This is a genomic window from Hymenobacter sp. ISL-91 (assembly GCF_018613725.1).
Lineage (GTDB): Bacteria > Bacteroidota > Bacteroidia > Cytophagales > Hymenobacteraceae > Hymenobacter.
This window is the reverse complement of sequence record NZ_JAGGPS010000011.1, coordinates 1-19,348: the sequence shown is the minus strand read 5'-3', so window position 1 is coordinate 19,348 and position 19,348 is coordinate 1. Positions and strand designations below refer to the sequence as shown.

10 protein-coding genes are annotated in these 19,348 nt (G+C 59.3%); 1 reads left to right on the top strand and 9 read right to left on the bottom strand.

Annotation, left to right across the window (positions count from 1 at the left end; all coding sequences use genetic code 11):
- Positions 1 to 190 (bottom strand): hypothetical protein (locus tag J7E24_RS06360; RefSeq protein ID WP_215136302.1); only part of this gene is annotated, 190 nt, incomplete at its 3' end.
- 29 nt (positions 191 to 219) lie between these two features.
- On the opposite strand from J7E24_RS06360, the gene J7E24_RS06355 reads away from it, so the two are divergent.
- Positions 220 to 390: a hypothetical protein gene (locus tag J7E24_RS06355; protein ID WP_215136300.1), complete on the top strand. Its 171-nt coding sequence runs from the start codon at positions 220 to 222 to the stop codon at positions 388 to 390.
- On the opposite strand, the gene J7E24_RS06350 is transcribed toward J7E24_RS06355, so the two are convergent.
- From J7E24_RS06350 to J7E24_RS06315, 8 genes are all read right to left on the bottom strand, one after another.
- Positions 387 to 1,046 carry a hypothetical protein gene (locus J7E24_RS06350; RefSeq protein WP_215136298.1) on the bottom strand — a complete coding sequence of 220 codons (660 nt, stop codon included), beginning with the start codon at positions 1,044 to 1,046 and terminating at the stop codon, positions 387 to 389. The two genes, J7E24_RS06355 and J7E24_RS06350, sit on opposite strands and share 4 nt — an antisense overlap.
- Positions 1,027 to 6,699, bottom strand: a complete 5,673-nt coding sequence (locus tag J7E24_RS06345) for a DUF6443 domain-containing protein (RefSeq protein ID WP_215136296.1) — start codon at positions 6,697 to 6,699, stop codon at positions 1,027 to 1,029. Before J7E24_RS06345 ends, J7E24_RS06350 begins: the two co-directional genes overlap by 20 nt.
- Before the next feature lie 174 nt (positions 6,700 to 6,873).
- A complete protein-coding gene (locus tag J7E24_RS06340; RefSeq protein WP_215136294.1) occupies positions 6,874 to 10,131 on the bottom strand; it encodes an RHS repeat domain-containing protein in 3,258 nt (1,085 codons plus the stop codon).
- A 1,021-nt stretch (positions 10,132 to 11,152) separates the two neighbouring features.
- Complete coding sequence (locus J7E24_RS06335) at positions 11,153 to 11,452, bottom strand: hypothetical protein (RefSeq protein WP_215136292.1); 300 nt, start codon at positions 11,450 to 11,452, stop codon at positions 11,153 to 11,155.
- Positions 11,453 to 12,091: 639 nt separating this feature from the next.
- Positions 12,092 to 12,499: a hypothetical protein gene (locus J7E24_RS06330; protein WP_215136290.1), complete on the bottom strand. Its 408-nt coding sequence runs from the start codon at positions 12,497 to 12,499 to the stop codon at positions 12,092 to 12,094.
- A complete protein-coding gene (locus J7E24_RS06325; RefSeq protein ID WP_215136288.1) occupies positions 12,489 to 12,782 on the bottom strand; it encodes a hypothetical protein in 294 nt (97 codons plus the stop codon). The genes J7E24_RS06330 and J7E24_RS06325 overlap by 11 nt, the downstream gene beginning before the upstream one ends.
- A gap of 37 nt (positions 12,783 to 12,819) precedes the next feature.
- Complete coding sequence (locus tag J7E24_RS06320) at positions 12,820 to 18,390, bottom strand: DUF6443 domain-containing protein (protein ID WP_215136286.1); 5,571 nt, start codon at positions 18,388 to 18,390, stop codon at positions 12,820 to 12,822.
- Between the two features lie 227 nt (positions 18,391 to 18,617).
- Positions 18,618 to 19,348, bottom strand: a 731-nt coding sequence (locus J7E24_RS06315) for a hypothetical protein (protein WP_215136285.1), incomplete at its 5' end; no start/stop codon positions are given.

The following is a 19,348-nucleotide window of genomic DNA, read 5'->3' as shown; positions in this document are numbered from 1 at the left end:
AGCGTGTAAATCCGCCCCGTTGCAACAAGAACCCCTTGTACTGGGGCGTCTCAAAGCCGCACTCGCAGATGAGCGCAAAGCTCCACAGGTCCCCGTCAGCGGGATTCACGGCGTCGATGTCGTTGATGCCCGTCAACCAGCCGCGGATGTTGTAGCGGAAGTCCACCGTCTGCCAGGGCGGCGGCCCCATCGGGCAGCGGCACTGTTACGGCCTGCCCGATGGGGGCCGCCGCCCAGCTGCTTGCTGTCGAGCTGGCCCAGTTCATTATAGACGTGCCGCGCCAGCACCTGCGTTACGCTCAGCAGCCGCCCGGCGTCGTCTTAGCGGCGCTGCTGGCGCACGAAAAATATCAAGATATTACAAAATCTTTGTATGTAAAACGAGTTTAATCTTTCTCAATATTTTTCTTGCTTTTATTATACTTAATCAATAAACCTGGTCGAAGTTGGGAGTATAATCTCTTATCAACTATTAGCATATAAGGCCAAGCATCATATTTTCTAAAAAACAACTTCAGCCCTGCATTGCCCTGAGAGTTTTCAATTTCATCACTCATAAACCTAATAAAATCATTACCTATAAGGTAATAATTTCTGTTAGAATTTTTTATTATTTCTAATTTATTTATATTGTATATGTAAGATTTTGTAAATATATATTTCATAAGATCATTTTCATTCATATAGCCATAACTTTCAGTAATATCTATCTTTTTACAACTATCAAGTAGTCCATATTTTTTCAAAAATAATTTTTCAATCACAATTTCTTTTTCATCTATGCTGTTTGTTATATTACTGATTATAATTTCTGATGATTCATCTAAAGAATCAGATAAAATATTGTCTTTTATAATAGTATTATAATCTTTAAAATCAATAGACTTTTTATTTTTCAAATTTATATACTTCTCATTTAAGGGGACAATATATATTTTGTTGTTTTCCTTTGTACTTTCCACTGTATTTTCCAATTTACATGAGTGAATAATAGCTAATACTATTAAAAAAACGTATTTTATTGTATTACTTTCTGGCTTCTTCATATACCTCTTTGGTTTTGGCTCTTGCTTCCTTAGTCAGCCCATCTATAAGAACCAGTTTGCCTCCATTAGCTGAAAACGAATTGTATTTCTCTGCAAACCCTTTGTCGCCCATAGCAGTTTCCCAAGCATTCATGTCTGTTACTAGCACAGGAACTGTTTTTCCGTCATTTTCATTCCCGTATCCTGTTGCGTTTCGCACAGCCTGCGACATGCCTCTAGCAAGTATTTTTGATGTATTTCTATGACTACCTATCGTTTTAACTTCCATAGCAAAGTTAACAGATTCGCCCTTCCCAAGATTATAACTTGTATTATTAGCACTGCCATCGGAATTATTGAATTGCATTTCAACTTTTCCAATTGATCCTCCGGTAATTCTAGCAACTACGTCTATCTCATTTCCTCCTTCATTCACCCCATTTCTAACTTGTGTGGAAGCGTAAGTTTCCGGGATACTTTGAGGCGAGAGTACAGATGCTCTACCAATCTGACGATAAGTATTTACCACTGATGTTTGCACTTTATTAGATACTATCGCTTCACCTATTAATCCTTGAACAGTAAACATCCCTGCCCTATAGTTAATACCTCCATGCCCCCACTGTTCTAATGCTCTCATGGAGAAATTATTAGAGTATTGAACGACATTTGCAAATGTACTACCTATCATAGCAGTAATTCGAGATGCAAAGGTGGGGTCATTCGCTGGAAATGGTCGAGCTCCATCCGGATCGAGAAACGAAATAGGATTGTCATATGACATTACATATGGAGACCATTCGGGCATTTTACTTGCCAGAGGATCACCTGTATTCCACCTAATTATAGCTGGGTCATACATCCGGGCTCCATAGTCGTGCCAGCCCAGCCCGAACTCGTCCTGCTTCTCCTTGCCATTGAAGGTAAACTTGTTCTCCGGTGTGGCGCTCTTGCTCAGCCCCACCAGTTCCAGCCCAAACGGGTCGTACTGGTTTTCCTGCACCTGCAGGCCCTGGCGGTGCTCGACGCTGATGTCGTCAAAGAACACGTCCGTGTCGCTCTCGTTGGCCACGTAGGCCTGCACGTAGCCGGCGGCCGGCACGAACACCCGTAAAGATAACTGTTCGTAGCCATTGAGGGCCGCGCTGGTGAGTTGCTTGGTGGGCCAGGCCACGAGCACCGAATCGGCGGTGTAGACCAGCACCCGCACGTAGGCCTTGGGCACGCCGCCGGCCAGTTGTTGTACGGCTGGCACCAGGCCCAGGCCCACGCTCAGCAAGGGCAACACCCGCACCCGCCGGCCCCCATCGGGCGGGGCCGGCACGCCCACGGCCGGCTGCAGCAGGCCCGCCACGAAGCCGGCCAGTGAGAAGCCCCAGCCCGTGCGTGCCGGCTGCTGGTACATTCCGTAGGCCACCACATCCACCGTATCGCCCTTCGCTACCGAGAGCTGCTTGAGCGGCCCTAAGGGCTGGGGCATCGCGCCTGCCGCATTGAGTAGCGCTACGCCATCGCCCGAGCGGGCGAACTGCATACCCACCACCCGCCGAATCGGATATGAGACGCTCACCGAGTCAAACGCCCGCTGCTCGCGCCGGGTCTGCTCGGGGTTGGAGTCGAGCCCGGCATAGTAGCTGGTGCGCTCGCCGGGGTGGAAGGCCACCCGTAAGTTGCCCAGGTGGTCCTTGAGCGTGTATTCGTAGTTGACCTTAGTCAGCGGTTGGCCGGCCAAATCTTTCTTATACGTGTACAGGGCCCGCCCTTCGGCGTGGGTGAGCCAGCGCAGCGAGTCGCGCTCGTACTGCCAGGGCCCCAGGTAGTCGGTGCGCACGGCGGGCTTGCCGGCCTCCGTGGCCAGCTTGCTTACTTTCTGGCCGGCGGCCGAGTAGGTATACTCCAGCACGTTGCCGTTAGCCCACTCCAGGCGCTCGGGCAACTGCAGATGGTTGTAGCGAATCAGGCGGATGCCCTTGTTGAGGTCACTCGTCAGGCTGCCGGCCACGTCGTACGTATAGTCCGGTTGCTGGCTGCCGCCCGTGGGCCCATCGCTGAAGTCAGGCCGCGCGGGTGGCTTGGCCCCAAAGGCCGTGGCGGCCGGGGCCAGATCATCCACCCGGTGCAGGCGGTTGCTGGCCGGCTCGGCGTTGGGCGAGGCGTAGCGGTAGCGCAGGTTGTCGGTCTCGGCATACTGGGCGGCCACCGTGCGCGAGGCGGCGGCCACCAGGCCCCGGCGACGCAGCGTGAGCAGGTTGCCGCCTGCGTCGTAGCTGGCCGAGGAGAAGCGGTAGTTGCCCCGCTCCGCCCCCCAGCCGGCGGCCGGCGTGGGCCGGGCCACGAAGTCGCCCTGCAGTAGCCGGTTGAGCTGGTCGTAGCGGTAGCCGTAGGCCCGCTCCACCCCGTCGGAGGCCGCCCGCCAGCGCTGGCCGGCGATGTTGCCGTTGTACTGCGGGTCTTGAAAGCCGGTCTCGTAGCTCAGCGCGAAGCTCCACAGGTCGGCGAACGGGTCCAGGGGCCCGGCCGGCTGGGTCTGCTCGATGTCGTTGATGCCGGTGAGCCAGCCGCGGATATTGTAGCGGTAGTCCACCGTCTGCAAGGCCCTCGGCCCCGGCTGGCCCGGCCGGGGAATCGGTGTGCCGGTAGCCCACTTACCACCCAGCTCCTTCTTGGCCAGTTGGCCCAGCTCGTTATAGGTGTGGCGGGCCAGCACCTGGGCCGGGGCCCCGTCCAACTCCTGAGTGACTGTCAGCAAACGCCCGGCCGCATCGTAGGCCCGCTGCTCGCGCACGACCCGCTGCTGGGGCTGGTTGGGTACTTGGTGAGTAGTGTAGGCGCTAAGCATCTGCCCGGCGAAGTCGTAGCGGCTCGTGCTCACGTCGGTGCCGCCGCGCGCATTGGTGGCCTGCACCTGAATCGGGCGCAGCTTCTCGTCGTAGAACGTGGTGCTGCTCAGCCAGGCGTCGGCCGCCGTGGCCGCCCGCCCCAGCACCCGCACCCAACTACCGGTGGCCTGGCCCGTTACCCGCAGGTCCACGGCCGGCACCGGCCCGCCGAGCTGGGTGGCCGTGGGCGGCTGGTAAGCCACATCGGGCTGGCCGTCCTGGTTGAAGTCATAGTGGTCGTAGTAGGCCACGCTCAGCAGCTCGGCTCCGCTTGGGCCCAGGGCAGGCCAGCTGCGGGCCGAGTAGTAGGCCCGCCCCATCGTGGCCGTGGCGCTGGGCTCCTCCCAAAGCGGGATGCTGGCGTTGCCCGCCAGCCAGTTCGCCTGCCAGCCCAGCAGCTGGGTGTACTGCTGGCTGGGCGTGCCCGTGAGGGCCGTAAAGCGCACCAGACCCGTGTAGATCACCCGGCCCAGCGCGTCGTAGCTGGTGCCCACCCACTCCTTTCTGGCCTGCTGGCTAACCGTTTGGGTAAGGATGGGCTGGTCGAGCGCATTGTAGAGCGTGTAGGCGTAGCCGGCCTGGTCGGGCACCTGCTTTTCCGTGAGCCGGCCCCGCGCGTCGTAGTGGTAGCGGAACAGCAACCGCTCCACGCCTGCCCCGGGGAGCTGCCAGTTGTTTTGGCGCAGCCGCTGCACGGCCAGCGGGGGCAGCACGGCCCGCAACCGGCCGAAGTCGTCGAATACGTAGTAGGTCTTGAGCCATTGGGTGGCCGGCTGCTGGTAGGAACCATTGAGGCCCACCTGGCTCAGCACCACGCGGCCTTCCTTATCAGTGAAGCTTTGCCGCCACTGCCCCTGCTCGTCGCGGCTGGTGCTGACCCACAGCTCGCCGGCCGCGTACGCCCCGCGGGGGCTCAGGTTTTCGCGTTCGCTGCCGTAGCCCGGCTCCCAGCGCTGCACCGAGTCAGTGGCCACGCTCGCGCGCTCATCGAGCGTCGTTTCGTGGCCGCCGCCCAGCTGCCAGCTCTCGCCGGCAGCGGCCTGGGCGCGGGGCCGGTTCAGGGGCGAGGCCTCGAACACGGTTTCCGCGTAGGCCACCGCCGTTTTGGGCAGCGTGGCCGTGAGCTGGGGCAGCAGCGGGTCCTGGCCCTGCCCCTGGTAGAACTGGTACTGCGCGGCCTTCGCGTTGGGGTGATACTTAGCCGCATCGGCTGCGGTTGGGGCGGCCGTGTAGGGCAGGTACTGGCGGGGCTCGCGGCCCAACGCGTCATACTCGGTGCGCTGCACCAGGTCGCGCCCCGTGGGCGAGGCGGCGTGCTGCACGATCTGCACCGGCCGGCCCAGCCCGTCGAGGTACTGGGTGCTCACGGCCACGTTCTCGGGTGGTCCACTGACAAACGCGTTTCGGAGGTCGGCCGGGTCGGTGTAGGCCGTGCGGGCCGTGTAGGTGCGTACGTAGTTGACCGGGTCGGTTTGACCGACGGGGCGATTGAGGGGCGCGGGTGGCGGCGTACCCGCCATGGGCGTACTGGCGTCCGGTTCGTTGAGCGGCAGTTGCGCGTAGGGCAGCTGACTCAGGTACACGGGCCGGGTGTAGAGCACCGTGCCCTCGAACCAGTCGTGCGTCACGCGGGTACGGTAATGCCCCTCGGCCGCCTCGTTCATGCTGGTTACCGTCAACTCCGGCCCCGTCTTGCCTGCCAGTGTAATCCACTCATTGCCCACGCGCCGCTCCCATTGGTAGTGATTGAAGCTGCCGCCCATCCTCCGGCTGAGTACCCGGCTGCCGCCGCGCACAGCATAGGCCGTATCTGTGCCCGGACGCGGGCGCTGGCCGGCGAAAGTGAACGAGCGGAATGAGGCCTTGTCGGGGGGCGCATTCGTGTTGCGCTCCAGGTCGGCAAAGTCGAAGTGGTTGCCGCCCACCATCAGGCCCAGGCTACTCCGGTTAGGCGCCTGGCGGAAGTCGGGCAGGCTGGTCAGCTCGTTTTCTTCCAGCTGCAGGGTTTGCAGCTGCGGCAGCTGCACCAGCCAGGCGGGTACCGGGCCCGTCAGCCGGCAGTTGGTCAGGCTCAGCGTGCTCAGTTGGCTGAGGCTGCTGAGCCCGGCGGGCAGCGGCCCGCGGGTGGCGCCCCCGTGCAGGCTCAGGCGCAGGGTTACCAGCTGCGTGAGCTGGCCCAGGCTCGTGGGAATCGCTCCGCTGAAACGGTTGCCGTTGTTGCTCTCGTTGAATGTGGGATTGCCAGGGGTACCTTCCCCCTCCAGACTTCCAAGCACACCGATGATGGTAGCCTCCGGATACAGGTCCTGATAGGTATCACTCAGATTCAGGTAGGTCAGATTGCTAAGCTGTCCCAGCTCGGTGGGGATGGACCCGGCAAACTGGTTCTTGGCCAGCAGCAGGCTGCGCAACTGCGTCAGCTGACCCAGTTGCGCGGGCAGACTGTTGCCCAGGCCGGTATTGTAGATGTGCAGCGTTTGCAGCTGGGTCAACTGGCCGATGCTGGTGGGTAATGGCCCCTTCAGGTTGGGCGCGCCCCCCAGGCGCAGTACCCGCAACTGGGTCAACTGGCCTAGGCTGGCCGGCAGCTGGCCTCTCAGGCCGTTACTGCTGCTGACCAGGGAGACGACATCGCCGTCCGCCACCTGTACGCCTACCCAATCTGCCGCCTGCCCCACCGTGGCCGTCTGCCATTCCCAGTCGGAGCTGGGCCAGCCCGAGCGCGTAGCCCATAAGTCGCCGCCGGTCGCGTAATAGAAGTCTTGCAGGGCCTGCAGTTCCTCGACATTGGGCACGAGCCCCTCCGGTTCTTCTGTGGGCGGCTCTGTGAAAATCTTTTGAGCCCATGCCGGCCCTGATAATAGCGAAGCCAGCAGGCCGAGCACAAGAATACGGAGCGAGTAGAAAGGGCGCATAAGCGAAGGCCGGGCAGGAGTGAATCTGTTTGGGGAGAATATTCTTGCCCTCGGTTAGGGCCGGGCGTACTGATACTCGTTCTCGCTGAGCACCCGATTCTGCTCGTCGCGCACCCGCAGCAGCCGGCCCAGCGCGTCGTACTCGTAGAAGACAGTGCGCCCGTCGGGGCCGGTCTGCGAGCTTAGGCCCACCAAAGGCTCATATGTATAAGTGGTCATCTGCGCATTGATAGGATGCAGGCGAACGTTGTCAAGCAGGATGGCGGCGGCCGGGCTGTTGGCATCGATGTTCAGGCGGGTGGTCGCCGTAATCGGCACCTGGAAAGTGTACAGCCTAAAGCCATTGACTGACGGGCCTACCGTCTGCGAGCTGGGCGCCAGGTAGCCCGTCTGGCCGTTGCTAGTGGCGTAGATGATAGGTTGAGCCGAGGCCTGGAAGCTGAGCACGTATTTGCCGGGCGTACTGATGGTCGTACTCACGCCCCAGCCCCCGTCGAGGCGGTAGCCCCTTCGGCCGGTCGCGGCGGCGGCCGCCTGCAGGTGCGCGTTGGCCGTGCCATCAGACCCGCCGTAGCTCCAGCCGCCTGCGCTACCAACTTCAAAGCTGGTATAAGCTATTTGATCGGCCGAGGCATTCTTCACCTGCGCAATCGGTTTGGTGCTGCTGTATCCCCACACGTAGGCCAGCGGGGCGCCGCCTGGTTGATGAAACTCCAATAAATTACTGGACTGGTCGTAGCGGTCGTAGCTGAGCGCGAGCCGGTAGCGGGCATCGTAACCGAAACCGGCCGGCCCCAGCGCGGCCGGGCGGAAGTCGCGCAACGGCGCCGGGGCTGATAGCGTGAACTGGCGGGCCGGGTTGAGGCCCGCATACAGGGTAGCCGTAGCCTGCACCAGTATCGAGTCGGTGGCCGTGCGCTGCCACTGCTGCTGCTCCAGCACGGGGCTATGGATGCGTTGCTGCAGCAAGCCCTGGATCCCTTGGGCCGCGGCATCCGTGAAGGGGCCGGCAGCAAAATCCTGCGGATACCGTAGGGCCGTAATCAGTTGCCGGTCCGGCGTGAGCGTAGTCACCGTGCGCACTGGGTGCCGGTGCTGCGGGTGGTAAAAGGTGGTGGTAGTGGAGGCATATTGCCGACCCTGCGCGTCGTATTGCTGGTCAGTTGACTGGAAGGGGGAATACCAGATGCTGCTCAATGTGGTCACCGATGCTTCATAATAGTCGTTGCGGCCTGATGGGTGAAGCGAGACGCCCCAATTATTTTGAAAAACTTTGGTCGGACGGAAGGTGTAGAAGGTTCGATCGACGGCGGAGCGGTAGGTCTGCTGGTGGCTTTTGCGCAACTGATACGCGCCGCTCTGGTGGGCATACTCGCGCTGCTGGGTAAGAAACACTTCATCGCCGCCATTGCCGAACTTGCTGTATTCATAGACTGTCTTGCCAGCCAGCCCCAACGAATCGGACCATTCCGTTACGCTACCGTAAAACATGCCGGCCTGGGCCAGCCCCTCCAGACTCGCTGTCGTCTGGGCCGTATGGATTACATAATTACACCAGTCCGCGGGCACTCCTGTGACACTCGAAGAAATTGCTGGATTGAACTGGGGTCGCTGCTCAATGTATCGCCTGCTTTGGTATCCAACATCAGCAAACTGTGCCCCCGTGCTTTGCCCCTGCGGCGTCGTATACTGGTAGCGCTTCGTGAAAGCCGGGCGCTGATCAGCGGCGTGGCTGTAGCTACTAATGCGGGCAATGCGTAGTCCCGGGCCGGGGAGAAGATAATAGGGTACTTGGGCCGGACGACCGTCGTAGAACCGGACACTGGCCCCGACCTGCTGCTCGTCCACATCACAGCGTACCGTCAGGCAGTAGAGTCCGATGGGCAGATCGAAGGGAACAACCGGATTGGTGAGCACTTCCTGCTCGTAAGGGGCGGCGGAGTCTGACGGACGAGGAGCTTGTAAGCTGGCCCATATCCGACCGGTATTATCAGTGAGCACTGCTTCGGCGGTATTGTGGTTGTTGGCACCCGCCGTTGGCTGTAACAACCGGTGGGCCGCAAACACCACGGGGCCTGGCCGGGTCACGCGGAACCAGACGGTGTCGGCCGTTGTCCACCGCTCACGCAGGGTGCCGGCCCCGTTGGCTACCTCCCGCTCGACCACTCGGGCAACCAGATCTTCATCTTTGGTCCCGCCATCTAGCTGATTGGCTTCGTACGTGAACTCAGTACGCCCGCCGGTCGGATAGCGCAAGGCGCGTAATGCGCCTAGGCGTAAGTGCTGCAGGCTGGGCTCGCGGTTGGCGAAGCCGTTGCGGCCGGGTACGCTCACGCTCAGCGTAGCAGTGAACAGGGAGGTATTACCATCCTGGCCATTATAGTAGCCCCAGTGATCCAGCCCCAACGTCTGTGGTAATGGGAATGCGCCCTCTTGGTAGCTGAGCACGTAAGGGGGCTGTCGAACGCCGTTTTGGCCCTGTAGCCCCACGCTGTCCAGACGTAAAGCCTGGAACCCATTTAGGCCGCCACTAAAAGTGCCGTACCATAGCTGCACCGTGCGCAATGGACTAGCTGCCGCATCGCCCACCGCCTGCACCGTAATATAGTTCAACCGGTCGTTGCCCCACTGCAGTTGCACCGTTTGCTGCACCGTGGCAATCATGCGCACTACTTGAGTCTCAACAATCCCGCCGTAGTATTGAAAGTCGGCGATGGAATTACTACCGCACGTACTCGCACTTGTTTCGGGCAAGTACTGGGTCAGGGTGGAAGAGGCCACGTATGTGGGCTGCTTAACCGGGACCGTATCGTAGGTCAGCAAAATCTGTTCTCCATCTATCGGCGATACAACTCGGGTCAGGAACCAGGCCGACACATGGGTAGGGATAACATGGCCTCCGTTATGAATGTTGGGGATGGTGACTTCCTGGGCAAAAAATTCATACCGAGTACCATCGTCGGCCGTGACCACGAATCCCTGGTCATTACGGCTCACCGTCATTAACTGATAGGGGGAGATAAAAACGCTATCGTTGGAAAGGAAAAACTTGCCGCTGTGACCGGCAAAATTGAAATAGTAGACATCCGGCTCCGTGTCATAGGGAGCACTTAACGCCTGCTGCAAAAAGTTCTGGTCCGTCGATTTACCGAGTGGATCGACTATGCTTTCGTAGGAAGCGTAGCCGGGTGCGTCAATCTGGCCGCGTACTGAACGGGTAATTGCCCCGCCGGCATTGAGCGTCCAGCCCAGTCCCGTCCAGCTGGCGGGCTCATTGAGGCGCAGGCCCGTATAATGGTAGTTCAGGCTCAAGGGCAACGAGAGGTGATTGCCTTGCGCTTCCCATAGCGGGATGCTCACATTAGCCAGACCCGTCGCATGGCTAACCGGGATCACTCCAAAGCGGCCCAATGAGGCAGCCGTGGGGGAGAGCGGTACAATCGATGGTCCGGGGGCTGCCGGAACGGGAGCGGTCTGCGCCAAAGCAGCCGTGCTCCAGCAACTTAATATTACAAAACCCAGCCACCATACCACTTGTCGCCAGGGCTGGATTAGCCGGTGCACTGTATCTTTCCAGAAAGAGTACATGTTTAAATCAAATAGAGAATCTAATAAGGGCTTATCTGCCTCATCGGAAGCACGATAGAAAGTGAGGCAATGATAAGTAGAAACTGGCTGATTTCGACTGAATCCTTTTAAGCCAGTCCAATTAAGCACCTCAGTTCAGGCAATAGCTAAAAAAAAGGTGCTGCCAGGACAGCTTGAGTCACCCATCATTATTGAATGGGTGCAACTGCTCATAATCCGCCAATCGATATGAGGTGGTCTAGCTAGGCCGGACACAATTCAGTTGAAGGAGCGTATCTGTGCTTGTCCCAGAGCCAGATTGAGCTGTACCTTTCACCAATACGTAGCGCAACCCCAAGGCAAGGAGCACCCACTAACCAGTAAAAAATGGACATAAAGCCACTTGTGCCTACCCTGTTTTGGGTGTTGATTGGCCTGTTGCTGCTACCGCAGTTGGCTTATGCAGGGGAGTTGGAATCCATATTTCGCGGAGTTGAATTCATATTATACGAGGTTGTCATTTTGTGTGGCCTGGTGTTTATAATTACCCGTATTGCCAAAGTCTATAAGTGGAGTTCCAATTTTGGCTGTTTGATTGTTTTCATACTGTTCATCGCCGTATCATTCGTGGTTGATTACATTATGAAACCATAGTTTCAGTTCAGCAAAAGGGTACGGCCGTAAACGTGCTCCGTTCAAAAATAGGAGCCATTGGGCAAGCTGTTTTTCACCATCGTCTATTGTCGGTCCGACTCGCAAAAGTGGCTCACCCACCAATCTTGCCCATTGTCAGCAATCCAAACACCAGCGCCAGCACCCAACCAATGACGAGCAGGAGCACGGATACGGCGTAGCCCCCCGCTCTTTTTCGCTGCGATGGAACCAGCAGGGAAACGACGAGCATGGCCAAGTTCGCCGCCGCGAGGTACCCAATTAGCGGCAACAAGGATAACAAAAACACCCCTTCTTCGCCCCCTCCCTGGGAAGCCAACGCGGAAATGACGGTGACGCCGATGACCACTAGGCCTAGGTTCACCAGCACGACATCTTTCATGGCAACGGACACGGCGAAACGGAAGGAAAGCTTGGGAAATAAGGGCACGCAAAGGAGACGCAAACTACGCTTCTAAAGTGCTTGGTTCACTAAAAGGGTCCAAACAATAGCCTAACGCAAAAAGAAGCCAAGCTTGGGCATTGCCACCTCGGCTGCATGATGCTGTGATTGCTACAGTCAGCCCTGCGCTAGTGGCCAATCCGAGAAGGAGTGCCTAAAAACATACAGAGCGGTATTTCAACGGGGGCAATCACCAGGTAAAAAAGGGCCAAGGAGTATTTCCGATGCCACAGGGCTTTCACGCACATGAACGCGTTGGCCACGAGGGCCATCAGGGTAAAAAGTATCATCCACGACAGCACATTGCCGTCAAGCAAGAGGTTTATTAGTCCTGCTAGGGGCACGAGCAACAAGTTCAGAACAAAAGGTGTGCGTGAAGACATACGAGCGGTTCTCTTTCGAACACTACTATGCGCCACCCGGCTCAGCTGTTGGGTTGGCCAATCAACCAGCACCGAGTTGGCATTGTAGACCAGCACCCACATGTAAGTCCGGGGTACGCCCACCCAAGAGCTGCTGCACGGCCGGCACCAGGCCCATGCTCAACTGCGACAAAACGCGCACCCGCCGCCTTGAATAAAAAAGCTGCTGTCAGTGTTTGTAAAACAGGATGCTAGAACCAGGCGATTCACCTTCATAATAGGCCAATTTCCCAGGTATAAAGGATAGTATCGAACCAAACCCTTTCCCGGATATCATTTCTACTGAACCTTTAACTGGAATTTCTTTTCCTGAAATAGTTCTGTCTTCTGAAATTATATAACAAATTTCTTTATTGTATATGTTTTTTATAAAACTATAAATGAAATCTATTTGTACAGTTGGATCTCCTTTAGGTAACGACTGTATAAATGCATCTTCAAATGTATCTAAGTGAGCTAGACGTGATGCTAGTGACCTCTCCCCCATTTTAGAATCAAGTAGAGCTAAGTATCTACCTTTTCGTTCCTTGGAAATAAAGGAATTTATAAATTCCCGAGCATGCAAATTATTCTTCATAAGTGTAAAAAATGTCAAATTCTGTTGTAAAATGCTTCTGAGAATTCGCAGCGAGTTTACGCAATCTTTTTATTTGAAAAAATTTGTTTTTATGGAAAATTTCTAAATCATCAATTGAGATTACTTTGAGAAAATATTTACTAAGTTCTTGAGTGATATTTTCAATTGCTATTTCTTTATTTTCAGAATAAGTAAAGGCATTAACTATAACGCCTTTATAGTTTTTGAAAGGTCCATCTAAAAGATTATTTTTAGCATGCACTGTGCAGATCCAGACGGGCATAGTTGACTTATTTTTAGTCATATAAAAATTAAATGGCTCAATTTGATGAATTTTTTGGAGGGGTGTAGTGAACAGAATTACTCACTTTGCCTGCATTGTCACCATAGTTTTTTGATTCTTTACCCTTTCCCTTTACTCCGCTACCATTATGAAAGTGCTTACCTCCTTTTGAGTCTTTATTATGCTTAACAGGCGTCCCTTTTCCTCCATTTGCCTTATCATTACGGGCGGCATCCTTAGCTTCTTTAAAAGTCCCTTTATTCACAGTAACCGGACGAGCTTTTGTTCCATTTCCTCCTATTGGCTGCTTTGTTTTAGGGTCAATGGCTCTTCCTCCATTTGTTTGACTTTTAGGTAAAGGTCTTCCAGTACGACTAAGGTTACCAGAATTGTTTACGGAATGGGCTTTATCATACTGTGCCTGAGAGGTATAAAACGGCTCATCACTCAACATGTAATGTGGGTGGCCAGGGGCAGAAACTCCTGATTCGGCGGCGGCGTCAATTAGATAGCCTAACCCTATTACTCCACCTACTAATATTGCGCCAGCTGCTACTTCAGGGGCTAACGCTACGGCTCCAACCACTTCCAGCACTTCTAATAGAATAGCCCCAGCTGCTGGTAGAGCAGGAGCTGGGGGGCAAATCCCCCCTGGACATCGCCCGTCCAAGTCGTTGTATCGGACAGCGTTGTCCATCCCGAACTGATACGACGTCCAGCCCTCCTGGTCGCCCTCCTCCCCATCCGGGTCGGTGACCACCCACCGTCCCAGCATGGGGTCATAAAAGCGCCAGCCGTGGTCGTGCCAGTTCAGGCCAAACTCGGTCTGCTGCTCCTTGCCGTTCCAGGTAAGCTTGTTCTGCGGCGTAGCGGAGCGCGAAAGCCCGGCTAAGTCCAGCCCGTAGGGGTCGTACTGGTTCTCCTGCACCTGCAGGCCCTGACGGTGCTCGACGCTGATGTCGTCAAAGAACACGTCCGTGTCGCTCTCGTTGGCCACATAGGCCTGCACGTAGCCGGCAGTCGGCACGAACACGCGTAACGATAGCCGCTCATAGCCGCCCTGCGCCGTGCTGCTCAGCTGCCGGGTCTGCGAGTCCACCAAGGCCGAATCAGCGTTGTAGACTAGTACTCGCACGTAGGCTTTGGGCACGCCGCCAGCCAGTTGCTGCACGGCCGGCACCAGGCCCAGGCCCACGCTCAGCAGCGGCAGCACCCGCACCCGGCGGCCCCCATCGGGAGGTGGCGGGCCCGCGGCGGGTTGTTGCAGCAGCCCGGCCACGAAGCTGGCCAGCGAGAAGCCCCAGGTAGGGTTGCTGACCGTCTGCTGGTACATGCCATGCGCCACCACGTCCACCGTGTCACCCTTCGCCACACTCAGTTGCTTGAGCGGCCCTAAGGGCTGGGGCATCGCGCCTGCCGCATTGAGTAGCGCTACGCCATCGCCCGAGCGGGCGAACTGCATCCCCACCATCCGCCGGATCGGATACGAGACGCTCACCGAGTCGAAGGCCCGCTGCTCCCGGCGGGTCTGTTCAGGGTTGCTGTCCAAGCCAGCATAGTAGTTGGTGCGCTCGCCGGGGTGGAAGGCCACGCGCAGGTTGCCCAGGTGGTCCTTGAGCGTGTACTCGTAGTTGACTTTCGTTACCAGCTGCCCGGCTAAGTCCTTTTTGTACTGATACAGGGCCCGCCCTTCAGCGTGGGTGAGCCAGCGCAGGCTGTCGCGCTCGTACTGCCAGGGGCCCAGGTAGTCGGTGCGCACCCCGGTGGGCTTACCGGCCTCGGTGGCCAGCTTGCTCACTTTCTGGCCGGCGGCCGAGTAGGTGTACTCCAGCACGTGGCCGTTGGCCCACTCTAGGCGCTCGGGCAGTTGCAGGTGGTTGTAGCGAATCAGGCGGATGCCCTTGTTGAGGTCGCTCGTCAGGCTGCCGGCCGCATCGTAGCTGTAGTCCGGGCTCTGGCTGCCACCCGTGGCTCCGTCCGTGAAGTCGGGCCGTGCGGGCAGCTTAGCCCCGAAGGCCGTGGCGGCGGGGGCCAGATCGTCCACCCGCAGCAGCCGGTTGCTGGCCGGCTCACTGCTGCCGCTGGCGGGCTGGTAGCGGTAGCGCAGGTTGTCGGTCTCGGCATACTGGGCGGCCACCGTGCGCGAGGCCGGCGCCACCAGACCCCGGCGGCGCAGCGTGAGCAGGTTGCCGCCCGCGTCATACGAGGCGGCGTAGAAGCGGCAGTTACCCCGCTCCGCCCCCCAGCCGGCGGCCGGCGTGGCCCGGGCCACATAGTCGCCCTGCAAGAGGCGGTTGAGCTTGTCGTAGCGGTAGCCGTAGGCCCGCTCCACCCCGTCGCTGGCCGCCCGCCAGCGCTGCCCGGCGATGTTGCCGTTGTACTGCCGGTCCTGGAAGCCGGCATCGTAGCTGAGCGCGAAGCTCCACAGATCCCCGTCGGCCGGAGCGACTTGCTCGATGTCGTTGATGTTCGTCAGCCAGCCGCGGATGTTGTAGCGAAAGTCCACCGTCTGCAACGCCTTGGGGCCGCTCGCATCGCCCGGCCGCGGCACCGGCGTACCGGCGGCCCACTGGCCGCCCAGCGCCTTCTTTTCCAGCTGGCCCAGCTCGTTGTAGCTGTGGCGGGCCAGCACCTGGGCCGGGGCCCCGTCCAGCTCCTGGGTCACGCTCAGCAGACGGCCCTGGTTATCGTAGGCCCGCTGCTCGCGCACGGCCCGCGCCGGCTGGCCCGGCACCTGGTGCGTGGCGTAGGAGCTGAGCGCCTGCCCGGCAAAGTCGTAGCGCGTGGTCGTAACGTCCGTGCCGCCGCGCGCGTTGGTGCTCTGCCCCTGAATCGGGCGCAGTTTCTCGTCAAAGAACGTGCTGCTGCTCAGCCAGGCGTCGGCCGCCGTGGCCGCCCGTCCCAGCACCCGCACCCAGCTGCCGGTGGCCTGGCCCGTCACCCGCAGGTCGACCACTGGCACCTGCTCCGGCTCACAGGCCAGCTCGGTGGCCGTGGGCGGCTGGTAGCTCACATCGGGCTGGCCGTCCTGGTTGAAGTCGTAGTGGTCGTAGTACGAGACGCTCAGCAGCTCGGCTCCCGGCGTGCCACCCAGCCCCGGCCAGCTGCGGGCCGAGTAGTAAGCCCGCCCCAGCGTGGGCGTGGCACTGGGCTCCTCCCAGAGTGGGACGCTGGCATTGCTGGCCAGCCAGTTGGCCTGCCAGCCCAGCAGCTGGGTGTACTGCTCGCTGGCCGTGCCGCTCAGGCTGGCAAAGCGTACCAGGCCCGTGTAGATCACCCGGCCCAGCGCGTCGTAGCTGGTGGCTACCCACTCCTTGGTGGCCTGCTGGCTAACCTGCTGGCTGAGGATGGGCTGGTCGAGCTCGTTATAGATAGTGTAGGCATAGCCGGCCTGGTCGGGCACCTGCTTTTCTACCAGGCGGCCCCGCGCGTCGTAATGGTAGCGAAACAGTAGGCGCTCGACCCCCGCGCCCGTGACGAGCCAGTTGTTTTTACGCAGCCGCTGCACCGAAAGTGGGGGCAGCACGGCCCGCAGCCGGTCGAAGTCGTCGAACACGTAGTAGGTCTTGAGCCAGCTCGTGGCCACTTGCTGGTAGCTGCCGTCCAGTCCCACCTGGCTGAGTACCACCTGCCCCTGCTTATCGGTGAACTCCTGCCGCCACTGCCCCTGCTCGTCGCGGCTGGTCTTGACCCACAGCTCGCCCGGGGCGTAGGTTCCCTCATATTTCAGCTCCTCGCGGTCCGGGCCGTAGTCCGGCGTGTAGCGCATGACCGAGTCGCTGGCCACGTTAGGCCGCTCATCGAGCGTCGTCTCGTGGCCCTTTCCTACCTGCCAGGTCTCGCCGGGGCTTGCCTGCACCCGGGGCCGGTTCAGGGGCGAGGCCTCGAATACGGTTTCCGTGTAGGCCACGCTCGTTTTGGGCAGCGTGGCCGTGAGCTGGGGCAGCAGCGGGTCCTGACCCTGACCCTTATAGAACTGGTACTGCGCGGCCCGGGCATCGGGGTGATAGCGCACCGCGTCGGCCGCAGTCGGGGCGGCCGAGTAGGGCAGAAACTGCTTCGGCTGGCGGCCGAGCGCGTCGTACTCGGTGTGCTGCACCAGATCGCGGCCCGTGGGCGAGGCGGCGTGCTGCACGGCTTGCACCGGCCGGCCCAGCCCGTCCAGGTACTGCGTGCTCACAGCCACCTGCTCCATCTGCCCCTGCGTGAAAGCCTGCTGTAGGCTGGTCGGGTCGGTCGTCGCCGTGCGGGCCGTGTAGGTGCGCACGTAGTTGACCGAATCCGTCTGGTTGGCGGGTGCGGGCGGTTGTTTTCCCGTCGATAGAATGAGGCCGCCGGGCTCATTGAGCGGCAGGGGCGTGTAGGGCAGCTGGCTCAGGTACACGGGCCGGGTGTAGAGCACCGTGCCTTCGAACCACTCATGCGTGACGCGGGTGCGGTAGTGGCCCTCCTCGCTCTCATTCATCTGGGCTACCGTCAACTCCAGCCCCGTCCGTCCGGGCAGCGTCACCCACTGGCTGCCGACCAGCCGTTCCCACTGGTAGAAGTTGAAGTCCCCGCCCATTGGCCGCCGGAGCACGGGCTGACTGCCGCGCACGGCATACGTGGTATCGGTGCCCGGTTGCGGCGTCTGACCCGCGTAGGTAAAGCCGGCGAATGAAGAGAAGCCGGGTCCCTTGGTGTTACGCTGCAGGTCGGCGAAGTCGAAGTGATTGCCGCCCACCAGCAGGCGCAGGCTCTGCGGGGCCGGCGCCTGCCGGAAGTCGGGCAGGCTGGTCAGCTCATTCTGCTCGAGTTGCAGGATTTGCAGCTTGGGCAGCTGCACCAGCCAGGTGGGCACGGGCCCCGTCAGCCGGCAGTTGGTCAGGCTCAGCGTCCGCAGGCTGACCAGATTGCTCAGCCAGGCGGGCAGCGGGCCGCGGGTGGCGCCCCCGTCCAGGCGCAGCCGCAGCGTAGTAAGTTGCGTAAGTTGGCCCAGGCTGGCGGGAATAGCGCCGCGGAAGCGGTTGCCATTCTCCGGCTCCTGCATTCCTGGCCCGCCCTGCTGTAATTCACCGTCTCCTTGCCCTACTCGCCCATCCAGTTCTACTTCCGGGGCCACTAACAGGGGATACAAGTCCTGGTAAGAATCACTCAGGTTCAGGTAGTTCAGGTAACTAAGCTGACCGAGCTCGGCCGGCAGAGTCCCCGTGAAGCTGTTTTTAGCCAGCAGCAGGCTGCGCAGCTGACTTAGCCGGCCGAGTTGCGGCGACAGCGGGCCGCTCAGGCCCGTATTGTAGAGGTGCAGGGTTTCGAGTGCCTGCCACTGATTAAAGTAGGTGGGCAGTGGCCCCGTCAACCGCGGGGCGTTGCCCAGGCGCAGCACGCGCAACCCTTCCAGCTGGTGTAGACTGGCCGGCAACTGGCCCGACAGGCCGTTGCCATCACTGCTGAGCGCGACCACATCGCCGTCCACCACCTGCAGGCCAAACCAGTTGGCGGCCTGGGCCAGAGTGGCCGTTTGCCAAGCCTGCTCTGAGCCGGGCCACCCGGTGCGGGTGCGCCAGGCATCTCCACCGGTGGCGTAGTAGAAGTCCTGCAGCGCCTGCAACTCCTGGTCGTTGGGCACGAGCCCCTGTGGTTCCTCGGACGGCAGTGGAGCGGGATCTGGAGGGAACCCAATGGGCTCGGCCGGTTCCCCCCAACCCCCCAGTTGCGCCCACGCCAGATGGGGCGCCAGCCCGAGTAGCAGCAACAGCAGCAGACGGGTAAATACTAGTCGCACGGAATAGAAAGGGTGCATACGCCGGAACCGGAAAGAAATAGAAGACGCGAAAGCAGACGGTCAGGAAGAGGTCAGGGCTGGGTAGCGTATTTGTACACGTTTTCGCTCAGCACCCGGTCCTGCTCATCGCGCACGCGCAGCAGCTTGCCCAGCGCATCGTACTCGTAAAAAATCGTGCGCCCGTCCGGACCCGTCTGCGAGCTGATGCCAGCCAGCGGATCGTACGTGTAACTGGTCATCATAGCCCCTGCCGGATGCCAGCGTATGTTGTCTAGTAGGATAGGGCTGGCTGGATTGGCGGCCTCTATATGAAGACCGGTAGCGGCCGTGATTGCTACCTGAAACGTGTACCAATGATACCCCTTGAGCAGTGGACCCGCTGTCTGCGAGGTAGGAGTCAGGTAGTTCGTTTGGCCATTGACTGCGGCATAAACGATCGGTTGACTGGAAGCCTGAAAGCTAAGTAAATACTTGCCGGGCGTATTGACGGTCATACTCACTCCTTCCCCTCCATCAAGTCGGTAACCCCGCCGTCCGGTAGCCGCAGCAGCGGCCTGCAGATGTGAGTTAACGCTGCCATCAGATCCACCATAGGCCCAACCACCGGGGCTGCCGACTTCAAAGCTGGTAAACGCGACTTGATTAGCGGCCGCGTTTTTGACTTCGGCAATGAGCTGTGAATTGCCTCCCCCCCACACGTAGGCTGTCGGCGGGCCGGCTACCAGGGCCTGCTGGCGCAGCACTCCGACCGGGCCGTACGAAAATTCTGCCTGCGGCTGATAAGTAGTGTTGCATAAGTAAA

Excerpts from the sequence above, each read along its gene's own strand:
- J7E24_RS06325 (WP_215136288.1), bottom strand. The coding sequence starts at position 12,782 with ATGCCCGTCTGGATCTGCACAGTGCATGCTAAAAATAATCTTTTAGAT.
- J7E24_RS06350 (WP_215136298.1), bottom strand. The coding sequence starts at position 1,046 with ATGAAGAAGCCAGAAAGTAATACAATAAAATACGTTTTTTTAATAGTA.
- J7E24_RS06330 (WP_215136290.1), bottom strand. The coding sequence starts at position 12,499 with ATGAAGAATAATTTGCATGCTCGGGAATTTATAAATTCCTTTATTTCC.
- J7E24_RS06355 (WP_215136300.1), top strand. The coding sequence starts at position 220 with ATGGGGGCCGCCGCCCAGCTGCTTGCTGTCGAGCTGGCCCAGTTCATT.